Below are 25,584 nucleotides of genomic sequence, written 5' to 3'. Positions count from 1 at the left end.
GCATAGAGTCTAGATTAAAAAAAACGTATCTTTTTTAACCAAATTCGTAATCAGGTATGTATGACCGTACAAAAAACGACTGTTTTGCTTTAAACCGCGTAGCGTGTGTCTTTAAGCAGGCTTAATCCACTGGCTTGTGACATAAAGGCATCTTTTAACGCAGGCAGCTGCTCCACCTGTTTTAAACCAAAGTTACGTGCCCACACCACAGGGAATAAAGTGGTGGTTTCCATCCAGCCAATCGCAGACATACTATGCATCATGGCATCATTTTGTCCTTTACGACGATGCTCGTAACGCTTTAAAGTTTGCTCATGCGCCCAAACACCACGTTTGAAATCATGCAACAACACATCGCACAGTACGGCTGCATCCAGACAACCAATATTCACGCCCTGCCCTGCAAGCGGATGAATTACATGCGCGGCATCACCAATAAGTGCCAAACCATCTTGCACATAACGCTGCGCTGCACGTGCTTTCAGTGGGAAAATAGCACGTGGGGTTGCCTCTAAGACTTCCCCAAGCATGTGATGACTTTCACGAGTCAAAAGTTGGGTAAAGTCGTCATCATTCAGTTTGGCATATTCTTCGGCATAGTCATCAGGCAAAGTCCAAACAATCGACTGCCAATGCCCTTCCTGCTCGGCGTGTAAACTTGCCATCGGTAAATAGGCCAAAGGACCAGTTTCTAAGAAAATTTGACGTGCAACATGCTGATGCGGCTGCGCAGTACGAATTGCACAGGTTAGACCTGCCTGACGATAATCCAACACATCAAAATCAATAAAGGCTTGTTCGCGCACAAAGGAGTTAGCACCATCTGCACCAATCACCAGTTTGGTTTGTAATTGGGTACCATCGGCCAAATAAATGTGCCAAACGCCAACACCACGCTCTAAACGGGTCACTTTGACTTGCGTTCGATAATCTTGCACTTGTTGCAACATTTGCTGCTGAATCGCTAGATTTAAAATGCTTGGCTCGACCATTGAACCCAGAGCCTGCTCAATAGCGGGTGTACGTTCGTTACTTGCCCCAAAGTTAATTTCGCCATAGCCATTTTTATTCCAAACCTGCATGCCGCTATACGGCATATGTCGCGCCAGTTTAGACCAGACATTGACTGTTTTTAACAGGTGGATGGTGGCCTGACTTAAAGCCAATACACGCGGATTGGCAACTGCAAGGGTTTTCTCTGCATCTAAAATAGGTGCGGCATCTAAAACTGTAGCCTGCACACCCCCTTGTGCCAATAAAAGTGCAGTTAAGCCTCCCACCAAGCCGCCACCAATAATGACGACATCTAACACTTGCGTTTGTTGATTTGCTGTGATCATGCTTTTAACCCCATGGCATAATTGGCGACCAAAGGTTTAATGCCTGGAATGGTATCAAACGCGACTAAGCCTGTATTACGCATAAATTTCAGGATTGGGTTTTGATTGCTAAATCCACGTACCACGCTGTCACAGAATTTAATGACTCGCTGTTGATCTTTCAAACGCGATTGTTCATAGTCACGCAGCATTGCAGCATCGCCTAAATCTGCTGACTGTGCCGCCTGTTCGGTGAGATAACGCAATAATACGTAAGCATCTCGCATACACAAGTTAAAGCCCTGCCCTGCGACTGGGTGAATGGTATGCGCTGCATTACCCATCAGTACAACGCGACCAACCGCCTGTTTTTCTGCCAGAACTTGTGACAATGGAAAACTAAAACGACGTCCTGTTTTTTCAAACTTCCCTGCACGATCACCATAGGCTTGTTGCAAGGCATTTAAAAAGTGTTGATCATTTTCATCGCCAATCCATTCATGTTCTGTACCTTTTGGCACAGGCCACACCACAGAACGGCGATATTCACCTGGCAGGGGCAGCAACGCCAAAGGCCCTAAGTGACTAAAACGCTCAAAACCCACATGCGCATGCGGCTTGGAGGTTTGCACTGTGGTCACAATCGCTACTTGGTCATAATCATGTTCCGATGCACCAATGCCCAAGGCTTTACGGCAGAAAGAATCACGACCATCGGCAGCAATCAGTAGTTTGGCAGCAAGCTGTAATTGTTCCTGACCACGTACCGCTTCAATATAGGCAAAATCTGCATCTTGTTTAAGACTGGTGACCTGCACACCATCAATCAATTCAATCAAAGGTTGTTTACGTACTTCGGTCAACAACACTCGACCTAACCATGCATTTTCAATCACCTGACCAAAGCTTTCGACTTTTTCTTGTTCGGCCAATAAACGTGCCTTGCCAAAACTACCTTGTTCGGTAATTTGAACTTCTAAAATAGGCGTAGCATGTTCTTGCAAGGCATCCCATAAACCTAGCTCTTGGTAAATTTGTACGCTGCGACGCGACAAGGCACTGTTACGTGCATCAAAACTGGAATGATACGGCGCAAGGCTGGCATCGTCATAATTGGGGTATTGAATCGCTTCTAGCAACTTCACTGCAATGTTTGACTTAGCCAACATCAAGGCTAAGCTTAGCCCGACCATACCACCGCCTACAATGATCACTTCTTGTTGCATGCCTTGATCCTTTTTATGAGGTATTCGACTTCAAAAGATTCAATCGAAATACGTATAATCTGTAATGGATTTTATCTTACCGCAAAGTCATTTATTTTTATAATGAATTAGTGTTGAAGCTATGGAAGATGATTAGACTTCTTGCAAATGTCCAATTCAAACTATAATTATTAGTCCCTCATCTTCTTGCTCCGAGCCATGTATGACACAAGAGAAGATAAATTCAATACTTAGTATTATTGATGGCTGATGATCAATTTTGAAATAAGCTCAATGATAAAAATGATCTCACATAATGATTATTATACAAACTATCTTTGTAATGCATATTGCATTACAATATTTCCATACATTCAATAACTGAGAAAAGTGATGGCTACTGTTAATTTCAGGGTCGATGAAGCCCTTAAAGAAAAATCTTATTCTATTCTAAAAGAACAAGGTATTTCACCTACCGATTTCTTCACCAATATTCTTGAATATGTGGCAACGACTGGAAAACTTCCTGTACAAAAAGTATTGCTTTCAGAAGAAGATGCAGAACTATTGGCACTCGTCCGTAAACGCATGAATGATCCTAAAGAGATGTTCGAGGAAGTCACATTAGATGACTTATAATCTTTTACGTCATAAGGACTTCACTGCAGAATGGGAAAAGCTTCCGAGTGCTATCCGCGACCAATTCAAGAAAAAATTAGCCAAAGTCATTGAGCAGCCACATATTCCAAAGAACATGCTTAAAGGTGATCTTGCTGGCTGCTATAAAATCAAATTATTAAAAGCGGGTGTCCGACTTATTTATCAGGTCAAAGATGATCAGGTCGTTATTTTGCTCATTACCGTTGGAAAGCGTGCTGATAACATTGTTTATGATGAAGCAAAAAAGCGGATCAAAGACTAAAAATTATTTACATACTCAAAATTTACACGCGCTTTCTAATAAAAAAGCTGATCACTTGACCAGCTTTGATTAGACCCAATTAAGCAGATTTAGCTTTTGCCATCAATGCTTCAATCTCTTCTACGGTTTTCACCACTTTTGAAGTCAGATTCAATGGCCCGTTCGCAGTCGCAACAATATCATCTTCAATACGGATACCTATACCACGCCATTTAGCATCTACCGTTTCATCATCGGGTGCAATGTATAGACCCGGTTCAACGGTCACCACCATACCTTCTTCATAAACACGCCAGTCTTCACCGTGTTTATAGCTGCCGACATCATGCACATCCATGCCCAACCAATGCCCTGTACCGTGCATATAAAACTGGCGATAACTTTCCGAAGCAATAATTTCTTCTAAATTGCCCTGCATAATGCCTAGATCAAGCAAACCTTGCACCAAAATACGCACCGCAACATGGTGTGGTTCTTTATAGGAGTTACCAATTTGTACAGCTTCAATTGCTGCAATTTGCGCATCCAATACAATGTTATACAGTGCTTTTTGTTCTGGACTGAATTGACCATTCACGGGAAAAGTACGGGTAATATCTGAGGCATAGCACTGATATTCACAGGCTGCATCAATCAGGACTAAATCGCCATCTTTAAGCACTTTGTCATTTTCGACATAATGCAAAATGCAGGCATTTTCACCACCACCGACAATACTGTTATAGGCAGGTACGCAGCCATTTTTACCAAAAATATAATTCAGTTCAGCTTCTAGCTCATATTCCATCATGCCTGCTTTTACTGTTTGCATGGCACGAGTATGTGCTTCTGCACTAATATTTGAAGCAATTTGCATCAGTTCCAATTCAGACTCAGTTTTATGCAAACGCATTTCATCCAGCAAACGATCTAACTGAACAATTTTGGCAGGTGCAGTATTGCCTTGACGATGTTGTGCATCAGCTTGTTGGTTCCATGCCGCAACACGTACATCAAATTCAGTCTGATGCCCCAAGCGATAGTACAACGTGTCTTTATTGACAATTTTGGCGATGATTTCTGCATCTAATTGCGCAATTGCAAAAGACTCATCTGCCTCAAACAGCTCAATTGCACCTTCTAAACCTGCGCGATAACCATTCCAGATTTCCATTTCACGGTTACGTTCACGGCAGAACAACGTGTAGGTATAACCTTCATCAATTGATTCATAGGTTTCAATCACCGCAACTGCTTCAGGTTCGGCAAAACCTGTTAAATAGAAAAAACTGCTGTCGGCACGATATTTATAATCTGCATCACGATTACGCATTGCCACAGGACTGGTTGCAATAATTGCGACACTATTAGGCCCCATCAGTTCTGCAAGTTGATCACGACGTTCTTTAAATTCGACTTGAGTCAGTTTTTTCATAAATACGGTCTACACATATAAAATGATGAAAATATGATTGTTGTAATGACTTAAAGCACCTTACACCGACTTAACTTAGGCACACAACGCCCGATTAACTCGGACGGTGTGGCGTAAACATTTCAACAACAGCACTTGCGTTTTGTGTTGTTTGTACGGTTTGTTGACGCGACTTAGCATGTAAGTTTTGCAATAAAGAGCTTTCTTCTACAGGCACTTTTTTACGTCCTACAGATAAACTCACAGGAATCAAACGTACAAATTCATACAATTCCTGATAGCTTTCTTCGCCTTCTTCATCATTGTCTGAATCTTCAAATTCAACCGCAGCGACATCTTGTAAATGCTCAATCAGTTCGATTTCATCTGAACGAATATGCCCAGAAGCTAAACCAAACCCAAGCACGACGCCTGCACACCAATCCGCCAAAGCTTGCACACGTTCTTGTAAAAGATGTTCATCATCTGGCAACAACGGCAAATAATCCAACTCATCTTCAGACAAGGCATGTGCGACATCTTCTGATTCATCGGTTAAAAGTGAGAGTGCGGCTGGCTCTAATTCTGGCACATTTAAAGTTTCTAAAATCTGCTGCCATTCGGTTTCGGTTGGTGCATTTGTCACACAAACTATACCTGTCAGCAAGCCATGTAACTCACTTGGGCTTGAAATTTCTTCAATGTTAGAAAAATTGCGGAACCATTCCGACCAACCTGAAATATCGTCTTGCATTCGTTTATCCAATCTCTATACTTCGTATATATTACCTTTGTTTGCAATACTGTGCGACCACGATATGTTAGAAGAATTACAGCGTCTACAAGCGTATATTGGTGTTTTAAAAACACGAATTAATCATTATGAAAGTGAAAATGCCGCCCTCAGCACAGCCAAGCAAACTGCTGAGGAACAGCATCATGCTCAAATTGTTCAAAGAAACGGCATCATTACTGCCAAGCAAGATGAAATTGAGAATCTGACTGAGCAATTAAGCAGCACGCAAGCGCAATTACAGCAGTTAAATCAAGATGCGACAGCACTGGCAGACCGTTACAGTCGTTTGGAAAAAAGCTGTACTGATTTGAAAAACCGCTTTCAGGAAATTTTGGCTGAGCGCAATGAATTACGCATTTTAAAAGAAAAAATGCTGAATGATCAGCGTTTAAATCAGCACGAAATTCAGACACTCAAACAAGAACGTGAAAGATTGTTACAAAAAAATGAGCATGCAAAAGCCAAAGTGGAAGCCATTATTCAGCGTCTTGCAATTTTAGGTACAGCTCAAGATCATCATGCGCAAGAAATTCAACAACTTGCCCACCCTGCCGAAGTGAGTGAGGAAGGTTAATATGTCAGTTCAAATTCCAATTGATTTACGTGTTTTAGGACATAGTTTCCGTTTAGCCACAACTGAAGAAAAAAGAGAAGATTTAGAGCGTGCGGCACAATTATTGAATGAACGCTATGATGAGTTTCGTCGTAAAGCGCCCAATATGGAACCGAGCAAACTGATTATTGTGGTGGCTTTAGAGTTGATGCAAGAGGTTCTTTCTATGAATAAATCTTTGCAGCATTATGAGCATTGTGAGCGTTTACTCAGCACCATTTTGCAAGAAGTTGAAGCCCTTACTTAAGTGGTGTTTTTTTGACTTAAGTTTGCATAAAGGCTATGCAAACAAGCTCTATCTTTATAGTTAATTCGTGAACATGAGTTGCCAAGCAACTGAGATGGGTTATACTAATTCTAACTCTGAGGTGTTCGCCAGCGAGTCTATATCCCTGCCGATACTTAAATCTTAGGATTGTGTTCTGCATATTTAGAGCGTATGCCCATCTCGTATGGGAAACCCAGCAAGTATGCGTCGCGTCCGCCTTGAACTTTTTCGGGTTCAGGGTAACGACATGCAGCGGCATCTTCGGAGCTATTTATTTTTAAATATCTAAAAATAAAATGTCTAAAAAATATAAAATCGTTTAGAAAAATGTATCAGCAGAAACCTTAAACCGCTCAGACAGCGCTTTAATATGACGAATATTCAACTGGCGTTTGCCGCTTAAAATCTCCGAAATCACAGATTGAGTTGCAACCTCTGCCAAGTCAGATTGACCTAATCCATGTTGCGCCATCAAAAAAGCTAAAGCAGCACGACCATCTCCATGAGGAATAGGCAGGTGTTCATTTTCATAAACAGAAACCAAGTCACCGAGTTGATGAATCAGCCCCATTAAAGGATGCGTTTCATCATCACCAACAATATCTAAAAGCTCATCTAAAGCCTCGACAAGTGCATGAAAATCTTTTTCATTTTCTGGTTTACTCAGCAAAGGAGCAACGTAGTGCCAGTGATCTACAGCCTGTTTAATCATTGCGTTCATACTAATCCTCCTTCCAATGACCTTTGTCATATTCTTTATGGGATAACACATGACGAATATACACACGCTTTGCCTGATACATCACAACAGCAATAAGTCGAATCTTATTCCCACCAATATCGAATACATGAAACTTTCCAACTTTATCAACTGCTGGAAATAACTGCTTCATTTCGGCAAAGTCTTTCGGATCATTTGCCTTAATAATTCGATACCAACCATCGAGTGCTGTTTCAGCCTGTGGCCACTTGTGCATTGCCTCTATAATTCTAGCGTGGGTGATCACATGCATAATATTTTATCGCATTTTGCTATAAATCAAGTATAAACTGATTATCGCATATTGCAATATTTTATAGCGAATTAAACAAACTCAGTTTCACCAACTTGATGATAGTGACGATTAAAATAAACCAACGCCTGATCTTGTTGATTTTTTTGAATAGCAACAATTGGGCAAATAAAAATAGTATGCGTCCCCACTTCTTGAATTTGTGAAATTTCACAATCAAAACTGACCAATGCATTTTTTAATATAGGAGCACCTGTTTCCAAAGCTGCCCATTCAGCCTGCTTAAAACGCTCATCGGAACTCAATTTTGATGAGGCAAATGCATTAGAAAGATGTTCTTGTTCTGCATTTAGCACATTCACACACAGCACTTTATTCTCTAAAAAACTGAGATGAGAACGCGATGATTTGTTCATACACACCAATAATGTTGGCGGTGTATCTGTCACGCTACATACCGCAGATGCAGTAAAACCATGACGTCCTGCATCTCCCATTGTCGTCACTACATTGACTGCACTTGATAAGAAAGACATTGCATTTTTGAAGTCTGTTGCTTTAACCATCACCGTATTCTACACTCAACTTTTTTAGAAAGTTCAAAGGATGCTTTTTGCCTGAAAAAGCATCCCTGATTCACTTAACTTAAATTCACTTGGCTTGAATTCACTTCGCCTGATCGAACGCTTAACTAGATAATTCTTGGCGAATAATCTTCGTACCAGCAGCCAAAGCCTGTAACTTGCCTCGTGCAACCTGACGACTCAATGGTGCCATTCCACAGTTAGTCGATGGGTACAACTTGTTAGCATCGACAAATTGCAATGCTTTGCGCAATGTATCTGCAACTTCATCGGCTGTTTCAATCGTATTCGTTGCGACATCAATCGCACCCACCATCACCTTTTTACCACGGATAAGTTCAAGCAAATCCATCGGAACACGTGAGTTGTGACATTCCAGTGAGATAATATCCAAATTAGACTGCTGTAGTTTTGGGAAAACTGCTTCGTATTGACGCCATTCTGAGCCGAGTGTTTTTTTCTTCCAATCGGTATTGGCTTTAATGCCATAGCCATAGCAAATATGCACGGCTGTTTCACATTTCAAACCTTCTAACGCGCGCTCTAATGTTGCCACGCCCCAGTCATTCACCTCATCAAAAAACACATTAAACGCAGGTTCATCAAACTGGATGATATCCACGCCTGCTGCTTCAAGTTCACGCGCTTCCTGATTCAGGATTTTGGCAAATTCCCACGCCAGTTTTTCACGGCTCTTGTAGTGCGCATCGTATAAAGTATCAATCATGGTCATAGGACCAGGCAGCGCCCATTTGATGGGTTGATCTGTCAGTGAACGCAGGAATTTGGCATCTTCAACAAAGACTGGTTTTTGCCTAGAAACTGCACCCACCACAGAAGGGACACTGGCATCATAACGATCACGAATTTTGACTGTTTCACGTTTTTCAAAATCGACACCTTCAAGGTGTTCAATAAAGGTGGTGACAAAATGCTGACGGGTTTGCTCCCCATCACTCACAATATCAATCTCTGCTTGCTGTTGTTCATGCAGTGATAGACGTAGCGCATCTTGTTTTGCGTCCAGTAATTCTTGCCCTGTTAATTTCCAAGCTGACCAAAGTTTTTCAGGTTCTGCGAGCCACGAAGGTTTAGGTAAACTGCCAGCCGTTGAGGTCGGTAATAAAATAGCCATTTTGAATCTTCTATCTGTATTTTAAGTTAAGCAACACGTTCTTGATTGGCAGCATGTAGCGGCACGAACTTGGCAGCCCATTGTTCAAGAATATCTTGATAAGGCTTGATAAAGTTTTCTTCAGTCCATTTGCCCTGCTTGACTGCCAACTGACCTCGCTCAACACGGTCATATACAACTTGGGTTAATGAATAATCCTGATAATTCAAACTTGGCTGATAGACCTCGCCTGCAGGTGAGTTGGTGTTATAAATTTCAGGACGATAAATTTTCTGGAAACTTTCCATAGTACTGATGGCACTGATCAACTCAAAATCTGTGTAATCATGCAGTAAATCGCCAGAAAAATAGAACGCAAGCGGTGCATTGCTATTTTCAGGTTTGAAGTAACGCACGGTTAAACCCATTTTTTCAAAATAGTCATCGGTTCGTGAATATTCATCATTTTTATATTCTGTACCTAAGACAGGATGCACATTGGTCGTACGATAATAAGTTTTTGTGGTTGATACGCTCAGGCAAATCACAGGTTGTTTTTGAAACTCAGCTTGGAACACTGCTGAACTGACCAAATGCTGATAAAGCTTGCCATGTAAATCACCAAAACTTTCAGGCTTTTCATTTACTTTGCAGCCTAATGCTGGCAAGACCACACTAAAATCATAATCACGAACATACGATGAAAAACTGTTGCCAATCATGCCTTCAATACGTTCATTTGTTTGATGATCTGTGATCGTACTTTTTAGCATTTCAATGAATGGAAAAGTTTTGCCATTTCCTTCAATATCAATTTCTGCAGAAATAATGTCGATTTCAAGCGAATAACGATCACCTTTTGGGTTATCGCAAGATGCCAGCGAGTTAAAACGATTATTGATCATCGCTAAAGTTCTGCGTAAATTTTCCTGACGGCTTTCACCACGCGCCAAATTTGCAAAATTGGTGGTTAAACGCGTGTTGTTAGCAGGTTCATAGTTTTCGTCAAAACGAATACGTTTAATTGAACAGGTGAATGGCTTTGTCATGATGATCTACTACCCAAATTTAAAAAGTTAAAATTTCTGAATGAGGGTATTTATACTGGAACGACAAAGTGAATAAAAATGATTTAACCTCAATCCAAAGTGAATTTTATTCACCTTAATTTAAAATATGCAGCAAAACATCTAAAAATGATGGTTTTTCTGTTATCCCTTAAATTTAAAAATTAAAATAAATATTTCAATAACAACAAGTTAAAACCAAAAAATTTTTTTATTCCGATAAATATTGAAGAGTATATTTTAGAGGACAGCACATAGTTCATTCAGTAGATTTCAGCCCTGAATGAATGAAACTCAGCTTGAAGTTAGAAAATCTCAGCTTCTGATTGGCTTGGTTTAGCATCTTCGTGATCAAAATGTATTCAGTTGGTCACATCAAAAAACAACGAGAAAAAATCGGCAGGCAAAAAAATAGGTCAATTCGTCAGTTGACCAATTGACCTTACGATAAGCTCACACATTGGAGCTTCTTAGATGATGCAGTTTTATTGAACTTGTGCAGGAAAATCATCTTCTGCCAATGCAGCCGTAATTTGATCTACAGTTGCAGTGCTTTCCACGGTCACAATTTTAGTCGCTAAATCGACTTCAACTTTTGCAGCAGGATCAACATCTTGAATGGTTGCCGTGACACCACGTGCACAACCGCCACAAGTCATATTTTCAATCAATAGTTTCATTGCGAACTCCACACTTCTGCCTTTGTTGAACTGTAGTTTAAAGCTTACCATGCTGGCAAGGTCAAGCCTATTTTGGGCTAAAATTTACTTGACCTTACCATCGTGTCAATCTATATGCTAAACACATCCTCCAAATTATAGAGACGACCATGGACGCAAAACACCCAAATGCCTCTCCCTATCAGGAAACTTTGTCTATAGAAGGCATGACCTGTGCCTCATGTGTCGGGCGTGTCGAAAAAGCCTTAAAAAAAGTCGATGGTGTAGAAAAAGCTGAAGTGAATCTTGCAACAGAAAAAGCACTGATTCACGCATCGCAACCTTTAGACCGTGCACTGCTCATTAAGGCAGTGCAACGTGCAGGTTTTGATGTAGCTGCCATTCAACCAATAGAACTGTCTATTGATGGCATGACCTGTGCCTCGTGTGTAGCACGTGTCGAAAAAGCCTTAAAGAAAGTGTCTGGTGTAGAACAAGCCAATGTCAATTTGGCGACTGAACGCGCATGGATTCAACCGAATGCCACAGTTTCTAGCCAAGACCTGATTCGAGCGATTCAAAAAGCAGGTTATGACGCCAAACTGCTGCAACACGACTCTAACGAACAACACGATAAAAAGAATCTGGAACAGCAACAACTGAAACGTGATTTAGTAATTTCACTGATTTTAGCCTTGCCTGTATTTATTCTGGAAATGGGCTCACACATGATTCCCGCCTTTCACATGTGGGTGATGCACAATATTGGGCAACAACAAAGTTGGTTGATTCAATTTGCTTTAACCACATTGGTGCTGCTGTTACCAGGACGTCGTTTTTATCAAAAAGGGATTCCAGCGCTGTTACATTTTGCGCCTGATATGAACTCTTTGGTGGCGGTAGGAACTTTGGCTGCATACAGTTTTTCATTGGTGGCAACGTTTATGCCGCAGCTTTTACCCGAAGGCACAGTGCATGTTTATTATGAAGCTGCGGCAGTGATTGTCAGTTTGATTTTGCTGGGTCGTTATTTTGAAGCCAAAGCCAAAGGTCGCACCTCGCAAGCCATTCAGCATTTAATTGGCATGCAAGCTAAAACTGCACGTATTCATCGGGATGGTCAAATCATTGAAGTGCCAGTGGCGGAAGTCAGCTCCAATACCATTGTCGAAATCCGCCCAGGTGAGCGCATTCCTGTAGATGGTGAAGTGATCGAAGGTCATAGTTATATAGATGAGTCAATGATTACAGGTGAGCCTGTTCCTGTGGCAAAACAAGTGGGCAATCAAGTTGTAGGCGGTACCATCAACCAAAATGGCACACTAAATATTCGTGCCACTGCCATTGGTGAAGCTTCGGTGTTGGCGCAAATTATTCGCATGGTCGAGCAGGCGCAAGGGTCTAAATTACCCATTCAAGCCTTGGTGGATAAAGTAACCATGTGGTTTGTACCTGCCGTGATGTTATTGGCTGCACTTACTTTTATTGTGTGGTTTATTTTTGGCCCAGAACCTGCCCTGACCTTTGGTTTGGTCAATGCAGTCGCTGTTCTAATTATTGCCTGCCCATGTGCGATGGGTTTAGCCACACCGACTTCAATTATGGTGGGAACAGGTCGTGGCGCAGAAATGGGCGTGCTGTTTCGTAAAGGCGAAGCTTTGCAGCTTTTGCAAGATGTTAAAGTGGTCGCGGTGGATAAAACAGGAACGCTCACCGAAGGCAAACCAACATTAACCGATTTTCATGTGCAATCGGGTTTTGATGCAGATCAGGTCTTTGCACTTTTGGCATCGGTAGAAGCGAAATCTGAGCATCCCATTGCACTGGCGATTGTGCAAGCTGCAACAGAAAAGCAAGTCAGTTTACTGCCTGTGACCGAGTTTGACAGCATCACAGGTTCAGGTATTGAAGCACTGGTGAATGGTCAACGTATTCAGATTGGTGCAGACCGTTATATGCAACAAATTGGGCTAGATGTTAGCGCTTTTAATGCAGAAGCTGCACGTTTAGGACAAGAAGGCAAAACACCCATTTATATGGCGATTGATCAACAACTGGCAGCCATTGTTGCCGTTGCAGACCCAATTAAAGACACGACTTTTGCTGCTATTGCGGCGTTGCATCAACTGGGTTTAAAAGTGGCGATGATTACGGGAGATAACCGACATACGGCTCAGGCAATTGCTGCACGTTTACAGATTGATCATGTGGTGGCCGAGGTTTTACCTGAAGGCAAGGTCGATGTTGTACGTGAATTACAACAGCAATTTGGACGTGTGGCTTTTGTGGGTGATGGTATTAATGATGCCCCTGCTTTGGCACAAGCCGATGTTGGAATTGCGATTGGTACAGGTACAGATGTTGCGATTGAAGCAGCCGAAGTTGTATTGATGTCGGGCAATTTACAAGGTGTGCCCAATGCAATTGCTTTGAGTAAAGCCACTATCCGCAATATTCGTCAAAATCTGTTTTGGGCATTTATTTATAATATTGCCTTGATTCCAATTGCTGCAGGCGTGCTATACCCGTTTGCAGGTATTTTGCTCTCGCCTATTTTTGCTGCGGGCGCGATGGCATTATCTTCAGTGTTTGTATTGGGTAATGCGCTCCGTTTAAAATATTTCCAAGCAGCACAGATTTAAATGCAACATACAAAAGGGTTTAGAAGATTGCTCTACGCCCTTTTTATGAGAGAAGTCACATGAATATTGGTCAAGCCTCTAAGCTATCGGGTATTTCCAGCAAAATGATTCGTTATTATGAGCAAATTGGTTTACTGGATACCGCCAAACGCTCTGCTTCGGGTTATCGGATTTATTCTGAGCAAGATTTAAAAACTTTGTCTTTTATTAAGCATGCACGGGATTTGGGGTTTTCTTCTGAGCAAATGAAAGAATTGCTAGGTTTATGGAAAAATGCTGACCGACAAAGTGCAGAAGTGAAGCAACTCACGCTTAAACATATTGAAACCTTAAAACAGAAGATTACGCAATTACAGGAAATGGCGAACTGGTTGCAAAGCTCTGCAGATCATTGCTCTGGCGATGAACAGGCAGATTGTGTGATTTTGAAAGATATTGAATTGGGGAAGTGATTTGGAATTAAGCTTCCCCCATTCAAACAAGACCTGACAGTTATCCACTTGTTAGAAACCATTGTTGTATCTGTCAGCTTAAATTTAACTTAGGAAATCTACATCCCTATCTTTTTAATACATAGCATAAAAAAACTCACACTTTGGGGAAGTGTGGGGGGAAACTTGGAATATCTGTTACTTTATGGGAGCGTATTATATATAAACACAATTTGAATTAGTGAGCATTCTATATAATTTACGAGATAAATTTAACACTTTTTAAGAATCTCTCCGATAAACTGCACAACAATCAAGTTTTAGCACTATTCATTACGCATATTTTAGCGCGGTAATTCATATCCTTTTTCATTAATTAAACGAACCGCAGCATCACAGACTTCTGCATCATAAATTGTACCGTGTCCACGTATGACTTCTGCAAGTGCGACATCTACCCCTAATGCGAGGAGAAATAAATGACTTTAAGTCAAATACGTCTGGCGATACTAAGTCACGAGATAATTTAGGCATACTTTACCCTGCACCCAACCGATGAATGGTTTTTAGACTGACTTCGCTCATTACAGGTACGACAATATTCTGAAAAGACATCACGATATTTCCTATTTACTTGCAAGCCTGATTGAATCAATCTCTTTTATCATCTTACAAGCTATTGATCATTTTTTAAGGCATTTAAAGGTTGAAATTTAAGGAAATTTTATAAAAAACTCCAAGCTCAAACTCAAAAACCACATTACGACTTCATCTATTTTGTGAAATACCTCTCATTTTTAAACGATAAATTTTTTAGAATGATTTATGCTATATCACACATCAATAAACGAAAATTGAATAACAAGAGAGTTTGATCTATGCCACATTCTTACCACCTCGAAAAACACTATATTGAACGGTCTGGATGGTTACGTGCTGCAGTATTGGGTGCGAACGATGGGATCATTTCTGTGACCAGTTTGGTCGTGGGGATGGCAGCCAGTGGTGCATCTTCTCAAACATTGTTAATTACCTGTATTGCAGGCTTAATTTCGGGCGCTGCTTCTATGGCAGCAGGTGAATATATTTCGGTGAAATCTCAACAAGACATTGAACAAAATGACCTTGCGATGGAAGCACGCGAATTAAAACTCAATCCAGAGCATGAACTAAAAGAACTCACCAATATTTATATGATTCGTGGTTTAGATGCCGAATTGGCAGAACAAGTTGCCATACAACTGACTGCTCACAATGCTCTAGATGCCCATGCCCGTGACGAAATTGGTATTTTAGAACACACCTCAGCGCAGCCATTTATGGCAGCTTTTTCATCGGCATTGGCATTTACTATAGGTTCATTATTCCCGTTGGTGTCTATTTTACTCTTACCTGAACATCTGTTAGACAAAGGCGTGATGTTGGTCGGTGTAATCAGTCTAGGGGTTATGGGTGCGCTTGCCAGCTATGTCGGTGGCGCAAGTATGTGGAAAGGTGCATTGCGTGTCATGATCTGGGGTATTGTCGCCATGGTATTCAGTGCGTGGATTGGTTCAATGTTCCATGTCGCTGTGGCTTAAAATCTAGAAAACTCAGTATAAAAATCTGCCCTATCTTTGGATAAAAATATGTTCAGAGATAGGGCAAGCTTCAGAAATAACATGAATGAACAGCTTATCCATGCAAAGTTTATATCTCTAAAACTTCTATCTTCAAAGTTAATCAAATAAAACTACAACAGATTCAGCCCACAATTTTAAGTCAGTTTTAAGTTTCAAATTTTAAACTAAAGCATCTTAAAGTCTTTTAAATCATTGACAATGTCTAAGCAGCCCGAATCACCACTTGCTCCATCTATCTTTGCCCGACTACGCTTTTGGCAAAAACCGATTTCTTTATTCTATTTCAATCTACTGCTTGCCCTATGGTTAGGCTTGGTATTGAACTATGGATTTTATGAGAAAATTCAACAATTCACACCTTATCAGGGCATTAAAGCCATAGGCTTATTGATTGCAACTGTGATCGTCATCGTATCGGCGTATCATCTGTTGCTGCAATGGCTAAACTGGCGTTGGAATGCCAAAATATTAGCCAGTATTTTGATTGTAGTCGGTGGATTCAGCGCTTATTTTGTTAATAGCTTGGGCGTAGTGATTACCGCAGACCAAATTCAAAATATGCTGCAAACCGATGTACGTGAAGTACGTGATCTTTTGTCTGTACGCTTAGTGGTTTGGAGTGTGCTGTTTGTACTATTGCCATTGGTCTTGGTGTGGTCTGTTAAAATTCAGCCGACTCATTTTGCCCGTCAATTACTGCAAAAGACTTTAGGCAGTGTGGTTTCGATTGTGCTGATTTTAGGTTTATTGTTCTGTTTTTATGTGGATTATGCTGCAATCTTCCGTGAACATCGTGATTTAAAAGGCATGCTTTCTCCACAAAATGCGATTACCTCTAGTCTATCGTATTATAAAAAGAAAGCTCCTAAACAGAATTTGCCGCTGCTGCGCTATGGTGAAGATGCGCATTTAATTCAACGTGCGAAAGCAGGCACAGCACCCAAAATTATGCTGTTGGTGGTTGGTGAAACTGCACGTGCCGAAAGCTTCTCACTGAATGGCTACGCAAAAAACACCAATCCTGAACTGTCCAATCTGCCTGTGATTAATTTCACTCAAGTCAGCTCATGTGGTACAGCCACGGCTGTTTCTGTGCCGTGCATGTTCTCGGGGATGCCACGCCAAAACTATGATGAACAACTGGCAAGTCACCGCGAAGGTTTACTGGATATTGCCCAGCATGCTGGTTATCAAGTCACTTGGATTGATAACAATTCAGGCTGTAAAGGTGCTTGTGATCGGGTGCAGCAATATCAAATTCCTGCAGCGCTAAAACAAAAATGGTGTGATGCTAGCGGTGAATGTTTAGATGAAATTTTAGTGGACAGTTTACAGGCTTATCTTGCTCAGCTTGACCCGAAAGACACGCGCTCACATTTAATTGTATTGCACCAAATGGGCAGTCATGGACCTGCTTATTTCAAACGCTCAACCGCAGCTTATCACCCCTTCCAACCGACGTGTAACAGCAATGCGATTCAGGGGTGCAGTGCCGATGCCTTACGCAATACCTATGACAACTCGATTGTCTATACCGACCATGTTTTAAGTCAGTTGATTCAAACTTTAGAGCAACAAAAAAACTATCAAACAGGTTTTTGGTATTTGTCTGATCATGGAGAATCGACAGGCGAACATGGTTTATATTTACACGGCGCACCGTATTCTATGGCACCCACTCAACAAACTCATGTACCGATGCTGATGTGGTTTTCAGAAACTTGGCAACAACAAAATGCTGCGCAAGTGAATTGCTTAAAAGCACAACGCCAAACAGCATTGAGTCAGGACAATCTTTTCCCAAGTTTATTGAGCTTACTAGATGTAAAAAGCCAAGTGATTGATCCGAAAAATGATATGCTGAATCAATGTTCTGCCCCATCTACCACTCAACCGCAGCACGAGTCGTAACATGCCTAAAATATTAATCATTGAAGATGATTTTATGATTGCCGAATCGACCCAAACCTTGCTCAAGTTACAGCAATTTGATGTTACTTGGGTGAACAACGGGATTGATGGCTTAAAGCAATTAGAGCAGCAAGATATCCAGTTGGTGTTGCTGGACTTAGGCTTACCCATGATGGACGGCATGCAGGTATTAAAAAACATTCGCCAGTTACATCTACAATTGCCCGTGCTGATTATTTCTGCGCGTGATCAATTGCAACAACGGGTGGATGGTTTAAATCAGGGTGCAGATGATTATTTAATTAAACCCTATGAATTTGATGAATTACTGGCGCGAATTTATGCCCTGCTCAGACGTAGCGGCGCACAAAATCCTGTAAACGATACCGCACATATTTTAAGTTATGGCGATTTAGTCTTAGATACCGAACAACATTTGGCAAAATTCAAAGGTGAATATATCGAATTGTCGAATCGTGAATGGGCAATTTTAATGGCTTTGGTCAGCCACCCTAATAAAATTTTCTCTAAAAGTAATTTAGAAGATAAATTATATGATTTTGACAGTGAAGTCAGCAGCAACACCATTGAAGTCTATATTCACCATTTACGCGCCAAACTTGGCAAGGACTTTATTCGTACCATTCGTGGTTTGGGCTACCGTTTAGGGCAAATTTAATGCAATCCTACTCTTTGCAAAAACGTCTGATTGTTTATGTTTCTATCTTTAGTGTCATGTTGGGCTGCGTTTTGGTATTTGCAGCGTATCGAATTGCCCTAGAAGAAATGAATGAAATTTTAGATGCACAAATGCAAAGTTTGGCAGAACGCATTGCAGCGAACCATCCTGAACCTACACAGAGCCAAATCGATTTAAATCAGAGATATAGCGAAGAAGACTTATTTGTCGATATTTGGTCATATGACGATGCTACAACACAATTACACCCTCAAGATGTGTTGCTACAACCCGTAGAAAAACCAGGGTTTTATAATCATCAAACCGAAGTTGGACTGTGGCATACCTATATTTTGCCGCAAGAAACCCTACAGATTCAAATTAGCCAGCAAAACTCTGTGCGCCAATATTTAGCTTTAGAATTAGCGGCAAATATGTTTATTCCCTATGCAATATTTTTACCCTTTGCCCTTTTGGCTTTGGGTTGGCTGATTCGTCATAATTTTCAACCACTAAATAACTTTAAAAGCGAATTGGCACGTCGTAAAGCGCAGGATCTCAGCCCGATTCACATGTTGGATTATCCTGTCGAGCTTGCACCCACGATTCAGGAAATGAATCAGTTATTTACGCGAATTTCTGCCGCACAGCAGGAACAGCGCCAGTTCGTTGCCGATGCTGCACATGAATTACGTACCCCACTCACTGCACTCAATTTACAAGTACAAATTTTATTGCAGCAATTTCCACATAGTGATGCCCTCAATAATTTAAGCCAAGGGGTTTTGCGTTTACAGCATTTAGTCAATCAGTTATTAAGCTTAGCCAAGCAAGATGCCTCAGATAGTCTAATTGAAAACGATCAAACCCTATCTTTAAATCAAATGACCATTGCCTGTGTGGAACAACTTATTCAATTGGCATTGCAAAAAGATATTGATTTAGGTGTCGAACAACGCCAAGAGTTAAATATTCATGGACAAAGTTCTGCCTTACATTCCATTATTTATAATTTAATTGATAATGCGATTAAATATACGCCCAAACAAGGCGTGATTAATGTGACTATTTTTCAGCAAGCGCAGCATGCTATTTTGCAAATTGAAGACAGTGGTGCAGGCATTGACCCCGCACTATTCAATCAAATTCGACAGCGTTTTTACCGTATTCATAACCATGCGGAAATTGGTAGTGGTTTAGGTTTATCTATTGTAGATAAAGCCACCCAACGCTTAGGTGCAAGTTTAGAGTTTTCTAAAAGTGCCAGTTTAGGTGGTTTATGTGTGCAGGTTAAATTTCCGATGCGTTAAGATCGGGTTTTAAGTTAGATTTTGAGTGTGCAATTTATGCGCCAAGAATGCATAGGCAACCACATTCAAACACCAAGTAATCCAGCCTGTCCAAAGATTATGACTAAAAAAATGTGCCCCGCGCATCATTTGCGCCCAGCCCATCCCCATGCCTAAAATACATGCTGCAATTAAGAAAAAATAAGCACGTTTAGGTTGAGCAACCCGATAAACAAAATATCCTACCAATAAAGCAAAACCACTTGAGGCATGCCCACCAGGAAAACAATGCCCTGCCGTTGCACTTAAATCCCACCAAACGCCATGCGCTGTGGCAATGCTCATATCCCACGGGCAAGCATGTGCCGACTGCGATTTAAGTATTGCAATCACACTGGTTGAAATCACCGCCATCCAAAAGAAATAGCCAAACTCCCAACGACGAGCACGTAATTTTTGAAATCTGAAAGACAGCAACCAAGCCAGCAAATAGCTCAGATATACTGCAATCAGGATATATTTGACATACCGATGATTTAATACAGCCAATGCCCAGTCTTGTCGAAGTGGAAATTCTGCATGAGCATCCACAAAGGGTTGAATGAGGTATAAATCTAGCCTGCCTGCAACGCTAAAGAAATTGAGCAATATCAGCAAACTCAGAAGGAGTAAAATTGCTTGAAGAAGTAAAAATTTTGAATGCTGATGCCGCATGAGGAATACTCAACTCACTATCTATTTTAAAGTCTGTTTTATGCTTGTTTTTTAAGGAATTAAGCAGAAATCAGGCATGCACCCCAAGTCAATGCGATAATTGCCAAAGCAACAAATTGCGCTGCACTGCCCATATCTTTGGCATTTTTAGACAAGGGATGTTGCTCAATTGAAACACGATCGACCACAGCTTCAATGGCTGAATTAATCAGTTCGACAATGATGGCAAGTAAACACACCACTATCATGATCACTTGTTCGACACGACTAACAGGCATGAAAAAACTGAGTGGAATCAGCAGTGAATTAATCAGAATGATTTGCCGAAATGCCGCTTCATTTTGAAAGGCGGCTTTAAACCCTGCCAAAGAATAGCTTGTGGCATTCAAAATCCTTTGTAAACCAGAAGTGCCTTTGTAAGGAGAGCGTGGAAGCATAGTGAATCTGATTTGAAATAAATCCGATGTTAAGTCACTTAGCTTAAAATTGGCTTAAATATAACCTTTTGAGACTATTAAATTAAATCTGTGTAATATGTAACATTATGAATGCCTATTGAATAATAAGACTCCATCTAAAGTAAGCTGTAAATACCATCAATTTCTTATTGTTGAATCTAAGGTTGTATCAATTGCTCGGCTTCAACTTGCTTAATATCAAAATCAGGACTTTCTTTGGCTTGAATAATTTGCACAGGAATAAAGCGCACTTGAACCACACTTGGTTTTCCACGTGGGTCTTGTGCTAATTTTTGATTCAATGCAGAAATCTGTTGAGGTTTTGGCGCTATATCTCCACGCAAGACTACGCGAATTAAAGTCATCTCTTTACGCCGATCAAACTGCACCGTATCAATCAAATTATTATGTTGATTAAATTGACTTTCAATCAAGCTTTCTACCTGATGTTCATACATCTGTTTATTTAACATCATCATAAAGTTAAAGCTTAAATAGATACCCAGCGCAAAAAGTACTAAAAGACTCACGATATTTCTTTTAATAAATTCAATTACTGTGCTATTTACTTCTTCATCTGAACCGCGTCTAAAACCTGCTGCCCATAACACCAGTGAAGAACTAATTTGAATAGCAACAATATTGGTCAGTGCCAACAGCAGAGCATTTGCTGCATGTTTCCATTCCAGATGCGCAATTAATATGCCACTTGCAACCAGCGGCGGTACCAAAGCAGTCGCAACTGCAACGCCAACAACAGCCACAGACAGACGTGGTGAAACGGCTGCAAATGCCCCTGCTGCACCACCAGCAAGTGCAATCATTAAATCCATAATGGTAGGCTGAGTTCTAGACAGAATTTCATGGGTGATAGGTAAGTTAATATTGATAAGACCTAAAATGATGCCAATACTGACAATCATCGACACACCTAAAACTAAGGTTTTAAATGCTGTTTTAAAAAACAACCATCGATTATCAATAAATGCTAAAGCCATACCTGAAATAGGACCAAGCATCATCGCAACCAGCATTGCACCAATCACCACTGCAGCTGAATTAGACAATAAACCATAGCCTGCAATAATAGCTGCCAAAGCATTCATTATAAAAAAGGTTTTGCTTGGCAAGGCATCGGCCTGAATATTCAGCCGTACTTGTTTATGATCAATCTTTTTAGAGTTTTCGCGCTCCGCTTGTTTGTATTTCAGCTTTTCTTTCAGAAGTTCATATTTTTCTTGTTCAGGACTGTCTTCAACCACAATCGTTGGATCTTGATCTTTTTCCATCGCATGCCTCTGTGTTAGCTGAATAGGAATCTATCCAAATTCTCATGTAGCCGTAGACTTTGTGCAATTCCGCCCAGCATGTTTGGCTTCATACAATTTATTATCTGCAAGTTTAAGCACTTCAGAAATATCCTCTGCATCTTTAAACCAAAATGCGATACCAATTGAGATGGTAATTTCACCCATACCATTAATATTGGTTTGTTGCATGGTCGTTCTTAAACGCTCCGCAGCTTTATATGCCACACTTGGGTCGGCAGTCGTCATCAGCACTAAAAACTCTTCGCCCCCAGAACGGCAACAAATATCATGATCCCTAAAATTAGTTTGCATTATTTGGGCGAGCGTTTGCAGTACCATATCACCTTGATCATGCCCATAGTGATCATTAACTTTCTTAAAGAAATCAATATCAATAGACAATGCTGCAAACTCAGTTCGGGTTTTGACCAACTCATTTAAAAATAATTGCATCCCACGACGGTTATATAAACCTGTCAATGGATCAGTATTGACGTGATGCTTTAACTCCGCAATCCGATGACTAAAGGTTTCCGAACTGAGTAATAATGAGGTTCTAAACTTTAATACCTCGAAATACCACGGGTCGACTTCTTTAATTTTATCTTGAATTTCAGCCTGATTCAGCATACTTGCCATACGTGCCAAGCGGTTCAAAGGTGAAGAAATAAAGCTTGAGATATACCAAATCAATAAAAAAATAAAAAAGTAAAAAATGAAGATTCCAATCGATACTTTAAAAATCAGCGTATTAGCTTGTGCAAGTAAATCATCTGTGGGCTGCTGAGAAACTACAATCCAATTTACACTTGGAATATGTGCAAAACCCGCCAAATTATCTATACCTAAACTATTCTTTAAACGAATTGATCCCTTTGTATTCTTATTAATATAATCCAAACCTGTATTATTGATAATTTTTTCACCAATTCGCTTTTTATCTGGATGAAAAATAATACGATTATGTTGATCAATCACATACATATAACTTTTTTTATAATCATACTGAGTATTGAGCATGGTATTAATCAAGTTCTGCTCCTGTAAATAAATCGTACCACTGATTAAGCCTAAATATTGATGTGTTTTATTATAAATAGGTTGTGACATCATGACGATTAAATTATTACTTATAGACCAATAGGGAGATGAAATATAAGTTTTCTTTTTTTCAATAGATCCATCAATACCAATGGTACTATAAGCCTGATTAAAATTAAGTTTTAATGTATTAGGTGCATAAGCTAAAATATGTTTATTCTGCTCTACCAATAAAACACTATTAAAATTATTCGATTGATTTTTTAAGCGTTTTACTTCTTCTTTTCTAACTTGTGTATTATAAAATTTTTTTTCTAATAAACGTGCACTATAATCCAACTCTTGCAGCATATCTGAAAAATGTTGATTGGCACTGGTGGCAATTTTTTCTGCATATTTTTCATTGATCGAAAGTGAATTTTGAATTAATTGTTGTTTAATTACATAATTTAAAATAAAAATACTTACGACAAATAAGCCTGATACACTTAAAATTGTGGAAATTAAAATAAGTTTACGCAGATCCAATCCAAGTCGTAGTAAAAAATGTTTCAACAGTTCCTACCCCAAAAATTCAAAAACTGTGACAATTGCCAACTTTAACACATAATTTTACAACTAAATCACATAATTTTAAAGCAATATAGTTGAATTTTTGATGTTCAATTCAACAAATTGGATAATTCGCTTGTTGCTGACCACAAACTAAATCAGAAATATATCCTCTAAATACAATTTCTACCACACACTTCCTAAGAATGCACCGACTAATAACAAATAAAGACAACTTGAATTTTTTCGTTCTTATTTTTTGCTGAAAACCTTGTCTATTCGATAAATTTTTAGGGTCAATTACTCATAAAATTACAAAAAATAAATATTTATTCCATGCTTTAAATTTATCCTATCCACCTAATAAATAAATTGTTTTCTCTTATGTTTAAGACACTTTTCACTATAAGCAGTTGCTCACTTTTAACAGCATGTATTGTAGTTGACGGAACAGCATCGGGGCAGATTCCCAATATCGTCATTCAACCTCAAATTCCAGCAAGTACACCTGTAGAACGTCCTGCACAACAAACCATTTATATGCCAACACCTATGCCTTATCCTGCACAAACATGGCAACAAAAAGTCAAAATTAAAACCTATGATGGTCGCTGCGTAGATTTTAGTCGCAGTAATCAACGTTCCATTCAGACTTCACATTGTCATGATGGTACCAATCAGCATTTTATTTTCCATCCTGATCAAAGCATTACCGTGCAAGGTAAATGTCTAGATGTAGCAGGAAAACAGAAACATGATGGTGCTGAAGTAATTGCTTATACCTGTAATGGACAAAGTAACCAAAAATGGTATCTCGATGGTCAGCGTATTCGTAGTGCAGATACAGGCAAATGTTTAGATATTTATAATGGAAAAATGAAAATGTATAGCTGCAATCAAAATCGTGGGCAGAAATTTAGTTTTATTGCCTTATAAAAAAGAATCACTAATTCCCTCAGCCTAGCCTGCTCTTTTGAAGATGAGGGAATTAGCGAATGATAATTTAAAAAATTATAAAAATTTTACTTTAAATACGATTAATTAAGGATGCTGACTAAACAAATCAAAAATCACTTTTCTTAACCACTGATGACTGGTTTGGTGATGACAAGACGTATGCCAATATTGTCGTACAGGATAGGTTGGAAAATTCAAAGGCGCACTCACTACTTGTAAATTCCCGCGTGCCAATAACACCTCACTTAAATAATAAGGCACTGTCGCAATCATATCGGTTTCTTGCACAATTAAACCGACCCCTAAATAACTTGGGATACTCATTAGAATATTACGTCTTAAACCACGATTGCTTAATTCATTTTCAATATGGTAGTGACCTATACTGGTATCTACATCGACATGCGATTCACGAATATAAGCTTCAACATCTAAACTTTTTTCACAAATACGTGGATGATCTTTACGACTAATCACCACATAATATTGTAAAAATAATTGCTGCTGATAAAAATCCTGCTCTAACTCAGGTAAAAAACCAATCGCAAAATCAATTTCACCATTTGCCATTTGATAACTGGTTTCACGGGTAATAGGACGAATTTTAATCCGCACTGAAGGTGCATATTTTTTTAAAAACTTGGTCAGTTTTGGCAATAAAACCAAATGCGAAACATCGGTCATTGCCAAGGTAAATAATTGATCGGAATGTGTCGGATCAAAATCGACTTTAAAATTATTGACCGTTTCAATTTTATTAATAATTTCACTAATCGGTGAAAAAATCTGTTTCGCCAACTCTGTAGGCAACATTTCATTGCCAACCCTTAAAAATAATGGGTCATTAAAATGCTGACGAATTTTATTTAAACAGTTACTAACCGCAGGCTGACTCATGCCCAATGCATCTGCTGCTGCAGACACATTTTTTAATTTATATACATAGTAAAAAATCTGTAGCAGTTTGCTATCTAACTTAAACATATCCATCTTTCCTTAGAATCAGTTTCACTGCTCAGTTTTCA

26 protein-coding genes and 1 other RNA gene are annotated in these 25,584 nt (G+C 39.8%); 12 read left to right on the top strand and 15 right to left on the bottom strand.

All coding sequences use genetic code 11. The annotated features are described in order from the left end of the window. Positions 1-89: 89 nt before the first annotated feature. Both FTV41_RS02900 and ubiH read right to left on the bottom strand, forming a co-directional pair. Positions 90-1,340: an FAD-dependent monooxygenase gene (locus FTV41_RS02900; RefSeq protein WP_154320491.1), complete on the bottom strand. Its 1,251-nt coding sequence runs from the start codon at positions 1,338-1,340 to the stop codon at positions 90-92. Further along, entirely contained in the window at positions 1,337-2,545 is a 1,209-nt protein-coding gene (ubiH, locus tag FTV41_RS02895) for a 2-octaprenyl-6-methoxyphenyl hydroxylase (protein ID WP_179989404.1), read from the bottom strand. The genes FTV41_RS02900 and ubiH overlap by 4 nt, the downstream gene beginning before the upstream one ends. Before the next feature lie 372 nt (positions 2,546-2,917). Here ubiH and FTV41_RS02890 point away from each other — a divergent pair, with 372 nt between their 5' ends. Further along, entirely contained in the window at positions 2,918-3,163 is a 246-nt protein-coding gene (locus FTV41_RS02890; RefSeq protein ID WP_167846138.1) for a type II toxin-antitoxin system RelB/DinJ family antitoxin, read from the top strand. Beyond that, the gene (locus FTV41_RS02885; RefSeq protein WP_004970510.1) at positions 3,153-3,446 is read left to right on the top strand and encodes a type II toxin-antitoxin system RelE/ParE family toxin; all 294 of its coding nucleotides are present in this window, start codon (positions 3,153-3,155) and stop codon (positions 3,444-3,446) included. The genes FTV41_RS02890 and FTV41_RS02885 overlap by 11 nt, the downstream gene beginning before the upstream one ends. A gap of 79 nt (positions 3,447-3,525) precedes the next feature. On the opposite strand, the gene pepP is transcribed toward FTV41_RS02885, so the two are convergent. Beyond that, positions 3,526-4,860: a Xaa-Pro aminopeptidase gene (gene pepP, locus FTV41_RS02880; RefSeq protein WP_154320488.1), complete on the bottom strand. Its 1,335-nt coding sequence runs from the start codon at positions 4,858-4,860 to the stop codon at positions 3,526-3,528. A 94-nt stretch (positions 4,861-4,954) separates the two neighbouring features. Continuing rightward, entirely contained in the window at positions 4,955-5,593 is a 639-nt protein-coding gene (locus FTV41_RS02875; RefSeq protein ID WP_179996074.1) for a UPF0149 family protein, read from the bottom strand. A 64-nt stretch (positions 5,594-5,657) separates the two neighbouring features. Between FTV41_RS02875 and FTV41_RS02870 the strand changes: the two genes are divergently transcribed. From FTV41_RS02870 to ssrS, 3 genes are all read left to right on the top strand, one after another. Next, complete coding sequence (locus tag FTV41_RS02870) at positions 5,658-6,209, top strand: hypothetical protein (protein ID WP_154320487.1); 552 nt, start codon at positions 5,658-5,660, stop codon at positions 6,207-6,209. Between the two features lies 1 nt (position 6,210). Continuing rightward, on the top strand, positions 6,211-6,495 hold the full coding sequence (locus FTV41_RS02865) for a cell division protein ZapA (RefSeq protein WP_004970518.1): 285 nt from the start codon (positions 6,211-6,213) through the stop codon (positions 6,493-6,495). Between the two features lie 110 nt (positions 6,496-6,605). After that, a non-coding RNA gene (ssrS, locus tag FTV41_RS02860) (6S RNA) lies at positions 6,606-6,788 on the top strand. Between the two features lie 47 nt (positions 6,789-6,835). Here the strand turns inward: ssrS and FTV41_RS02855 are convergent. From FTV41_RS02855 to FTV41_RS02830, 6 genes are all read right to left on the bottom strand, one after another. Continuing rightward, entirely contained in the window at positions 6,836-7,237 is a 402-nt protein-coding gene (locus tag FTV41_RS02855; protein WP_004970519.1) for a type II toxin-antitoxin system HigA family antitoxin, read from the bottom strand. 1 nt (position 7,238) lies between these two features. Next, a complete protein-coding gene (locus tag FTV41_RS02850) occupies positions 7,239-7,529 on the bottom strand; it encodes a type II toxin-antitoxin system HigB family toxin (RefSeq protein WP_019836372.1) in 291 nt (96 codons plus the stop codon). A 71-nt stretch (positions 7,530-7,600) separates the two neighbouring features. Continuing rightward, complete coding sequence (locus tag FTV41_RS02845) at positions 7,601-8,095, bottom strand: flavin reductase (RefSeq protein WP_004970523.1); 495 nt, start codon at positions 8,093-8,095, stop codon at positions 7,601-7,603. A 121-nt stretch (positions 8,096-8,216) separates the two neighbouring features. Then, positions 8,217-9,248, bottom strand: coding sequence for a methionine synthase (locus tag FTV41_RS02840; protein ID WP_179996073.1), 1,032 nt, complete (start codon positions 9,246-9,248; stop codon positions 8,217-8,219). A 26-nt stretch (positions 9,249-9,274) separates the two neighbouring features. Continuing rightward, entirely contained in the window at positions 9,275-10,276 is a 1,002-nt protein-coding gene (locus FTV41_RS02835; RefSeq protein WP_154320486.1) for a putative oxygenase MesX, read from the bottom strand. 503 nt (positions 10,277-10,779) lie between these two features. After that, positions 10,780-10,974: a heavy-metal-associated domain-containing protein gene (locus FTV41_RS02830; RefSeq protein WP_004970528.1), complete on the bottom strand. Its 195-nt coding sequence runs from the start codon at positions 10,972-10,974 to the stop codon at positions 10,780-10,782. 149 nt (positions 10,975-11,123) lie between these two features. Between FTV41_RS02830 and FTV41_RS02825 the strand changes: the two genes are divergently transcribed. The 6 genes from FTV41_RS02825 (at position 11,124) to FTV41_RS02800 (ending at position 19,548) form a co-directional block, all read left to right on the top strand. Beyond that, positions 11,124-13,595 carry a heavy metal translocating P-type ATPase gene (locus FTV41_RS02825; RefSeq protein WP_179996072.1) on the top strand — a complete coding sequence of 824 codons (2,472 nt, stop codon included), beginning with the start codon at positions 11,124-11,126 and terminating at the stop codon, positions 13,593-13,595. Positions 13,596-13,654: 59 nt separating this feature from the next. After that, on the top strand, positions 13,655-14,047 hold the full coding sequence (cueR, locus tag FTV41_RS02820; protein WP_004970532.1) for a Cu(I)-responsive transcriptional regulator: 393 nt from the start codon (positions 13,655-13,657) through the stop codon (positions 14,045-14,047). Between the two features lie 857 nt (positions 14,048-14,904). After that, complete coding sequence (locus tag FTV41_RS02815; protein WP_178319220.1) at positions 14,905-15,606, top strand: VIT family protein; 702 nt, start codon at positions 14,905-14,907, stop codon at positions 15,604-15,606. Positions 15,607-15,846: 240 nt separating this feature from the next. Continuing rightward, entirely contained in the window at positions 15,847-17,559 is a 1,713-nt protein-coding gene (locus FTV41_RS02810) for a phosphoethanolamine transferase (protein WP_179996071.1), read from the top strand. Position 17,560: 1 nt separating this feature from the next. Further along, positions 17,561-18,238 (top strand): response regulator transcription factor, encoded by a 678-nt coding sequence (locus tag FTV41_RS02805; RefSeq protein WP_104852307.1) that lies wholly within the window; start codon positions 17,561-17,563, stop codon positions 18,236-18,238. Further along, positions 18,238-19,548 carry an ATP-binding protein gene (locus FTV41_RS02800; protein ID WP_179996070.1) on the top strand — a complete coding sequence of 437 codons (1,311 nt, stop codon included), beginning with the start codon at positions 18,238-18,240 and terminating at the stop codon, positions 19,546-19,548. The genes FTV41_RS02805 and FTV41_RS02800 overlap by 1 nt, the downstream gene beginning before the upstream one ends. A 9-nt stretch (positions 19,549-19,557) precedes the next feature. Here the strand turns inward: FTV41_RS02800 and FTV41_RS02795 are convergent, their stop codons facing one another. The 4 genes from FTV41_RS02795 to FTV41_RS02780 form a co-directional block, all read right to left on the bottom strand. Next, the gene (locus FTV41_RS02795) at positions 19,558-20,241 is read right to left on the bottom strand and encodes a phosphatase PAP2 family protein (RefSeq protein WP_179994041.1); all 684 of its coding nucleotides are present in this window, start codon (positions 20,239-20,241) and stop codon (positions 19,558-19,560) included. Positions 20,242-20,300: 59 nt separating this feature from the next. Beyond that, positions 20,301-20,678 (bottom strand): diacylglycerol kinase, encoded by a 378-nt coding sequence (locus FTV41_RS02790; protein WP_179988910.1) that lies wholly within the window; start codon positions 20,676-20,678, stop codon positions 20,301-20,303. Between the two features lie 179 nt (positions 20,679-20,857). Continuing rightward, the gene (locus tag FTV41_RS02785; protein WP_004970544.1) at positions 20,858-21,988 is read right to left on the bottom strand and encodes a TIGR00341 family protein; all 1,131 of its coding nucleotides are present in this window, start codon (positions 21,986-21,988) and stop codon (positions 20,858-20,860) included. Between the two features lie 42 nt (positions 21,989-22,030). Next, the gene (locus tag FTV41_RS02780) at positions 22,031-23,605 is read right to left on the bottom strand and encodes a sensor domain-containing diguanylate cyclase (RefSeq protein WP_179996069.1); all 1,575 of its coding nucleotides are present in this window, start codon (positions 23,603-23,605) and stop codon (positions 22,031-22,033) included. Positions 23,606-23,986: 381 nt separating this feature from the next. Between FTV41_RS02780 and FTV41_RS02775 the strand changes: the two genes are divergently transcribed. After that, positions 23,987-24,538 carry a ricin-type beta-trefoil lectin domain protein gene (locus tag FTV41_RS02775; RefSeq protein ID WP_019837853.1) on the top strand — a complete coding sequence of 184 codons (552 nt, stop codon included), beginning with the start codon at positions 23,987-23,989 and terminating at the stop codon, positions 24,536-24,538. Between the two features lie 105 nt (positions 24,539-24,643). Here the strand turns inward: FTV41_RS02775 and FTV41_RS02770 are convergent, their stop codons facing one another. Next, entirely contained in the window at positions 24,644-25,543 is a 900-nt protein-coding gene (locus FTV41_RS02770) for a LysR family transcriptional regulator (RefSeq protein WP_179996068.1), read from the bottom strand. Positions 25,544-25,584 lie beyond the last annotated feature (41 nt).

It is taken from the genome of Acinetobacter sp. YH16051 (genome assembly GCF_013417135.1).
Classification (GTDB): Bacteria; Pseudomonadota; Gammaproteobacteria; order Pseudomonadales; family Moraxellaceae; genus Acinetobacter; species Acinetobacter towneri.
Note: the sequence above shows the minus strand (reverse complement) of the source record. Positions and strands in the feature narration are given on the sequence as shown.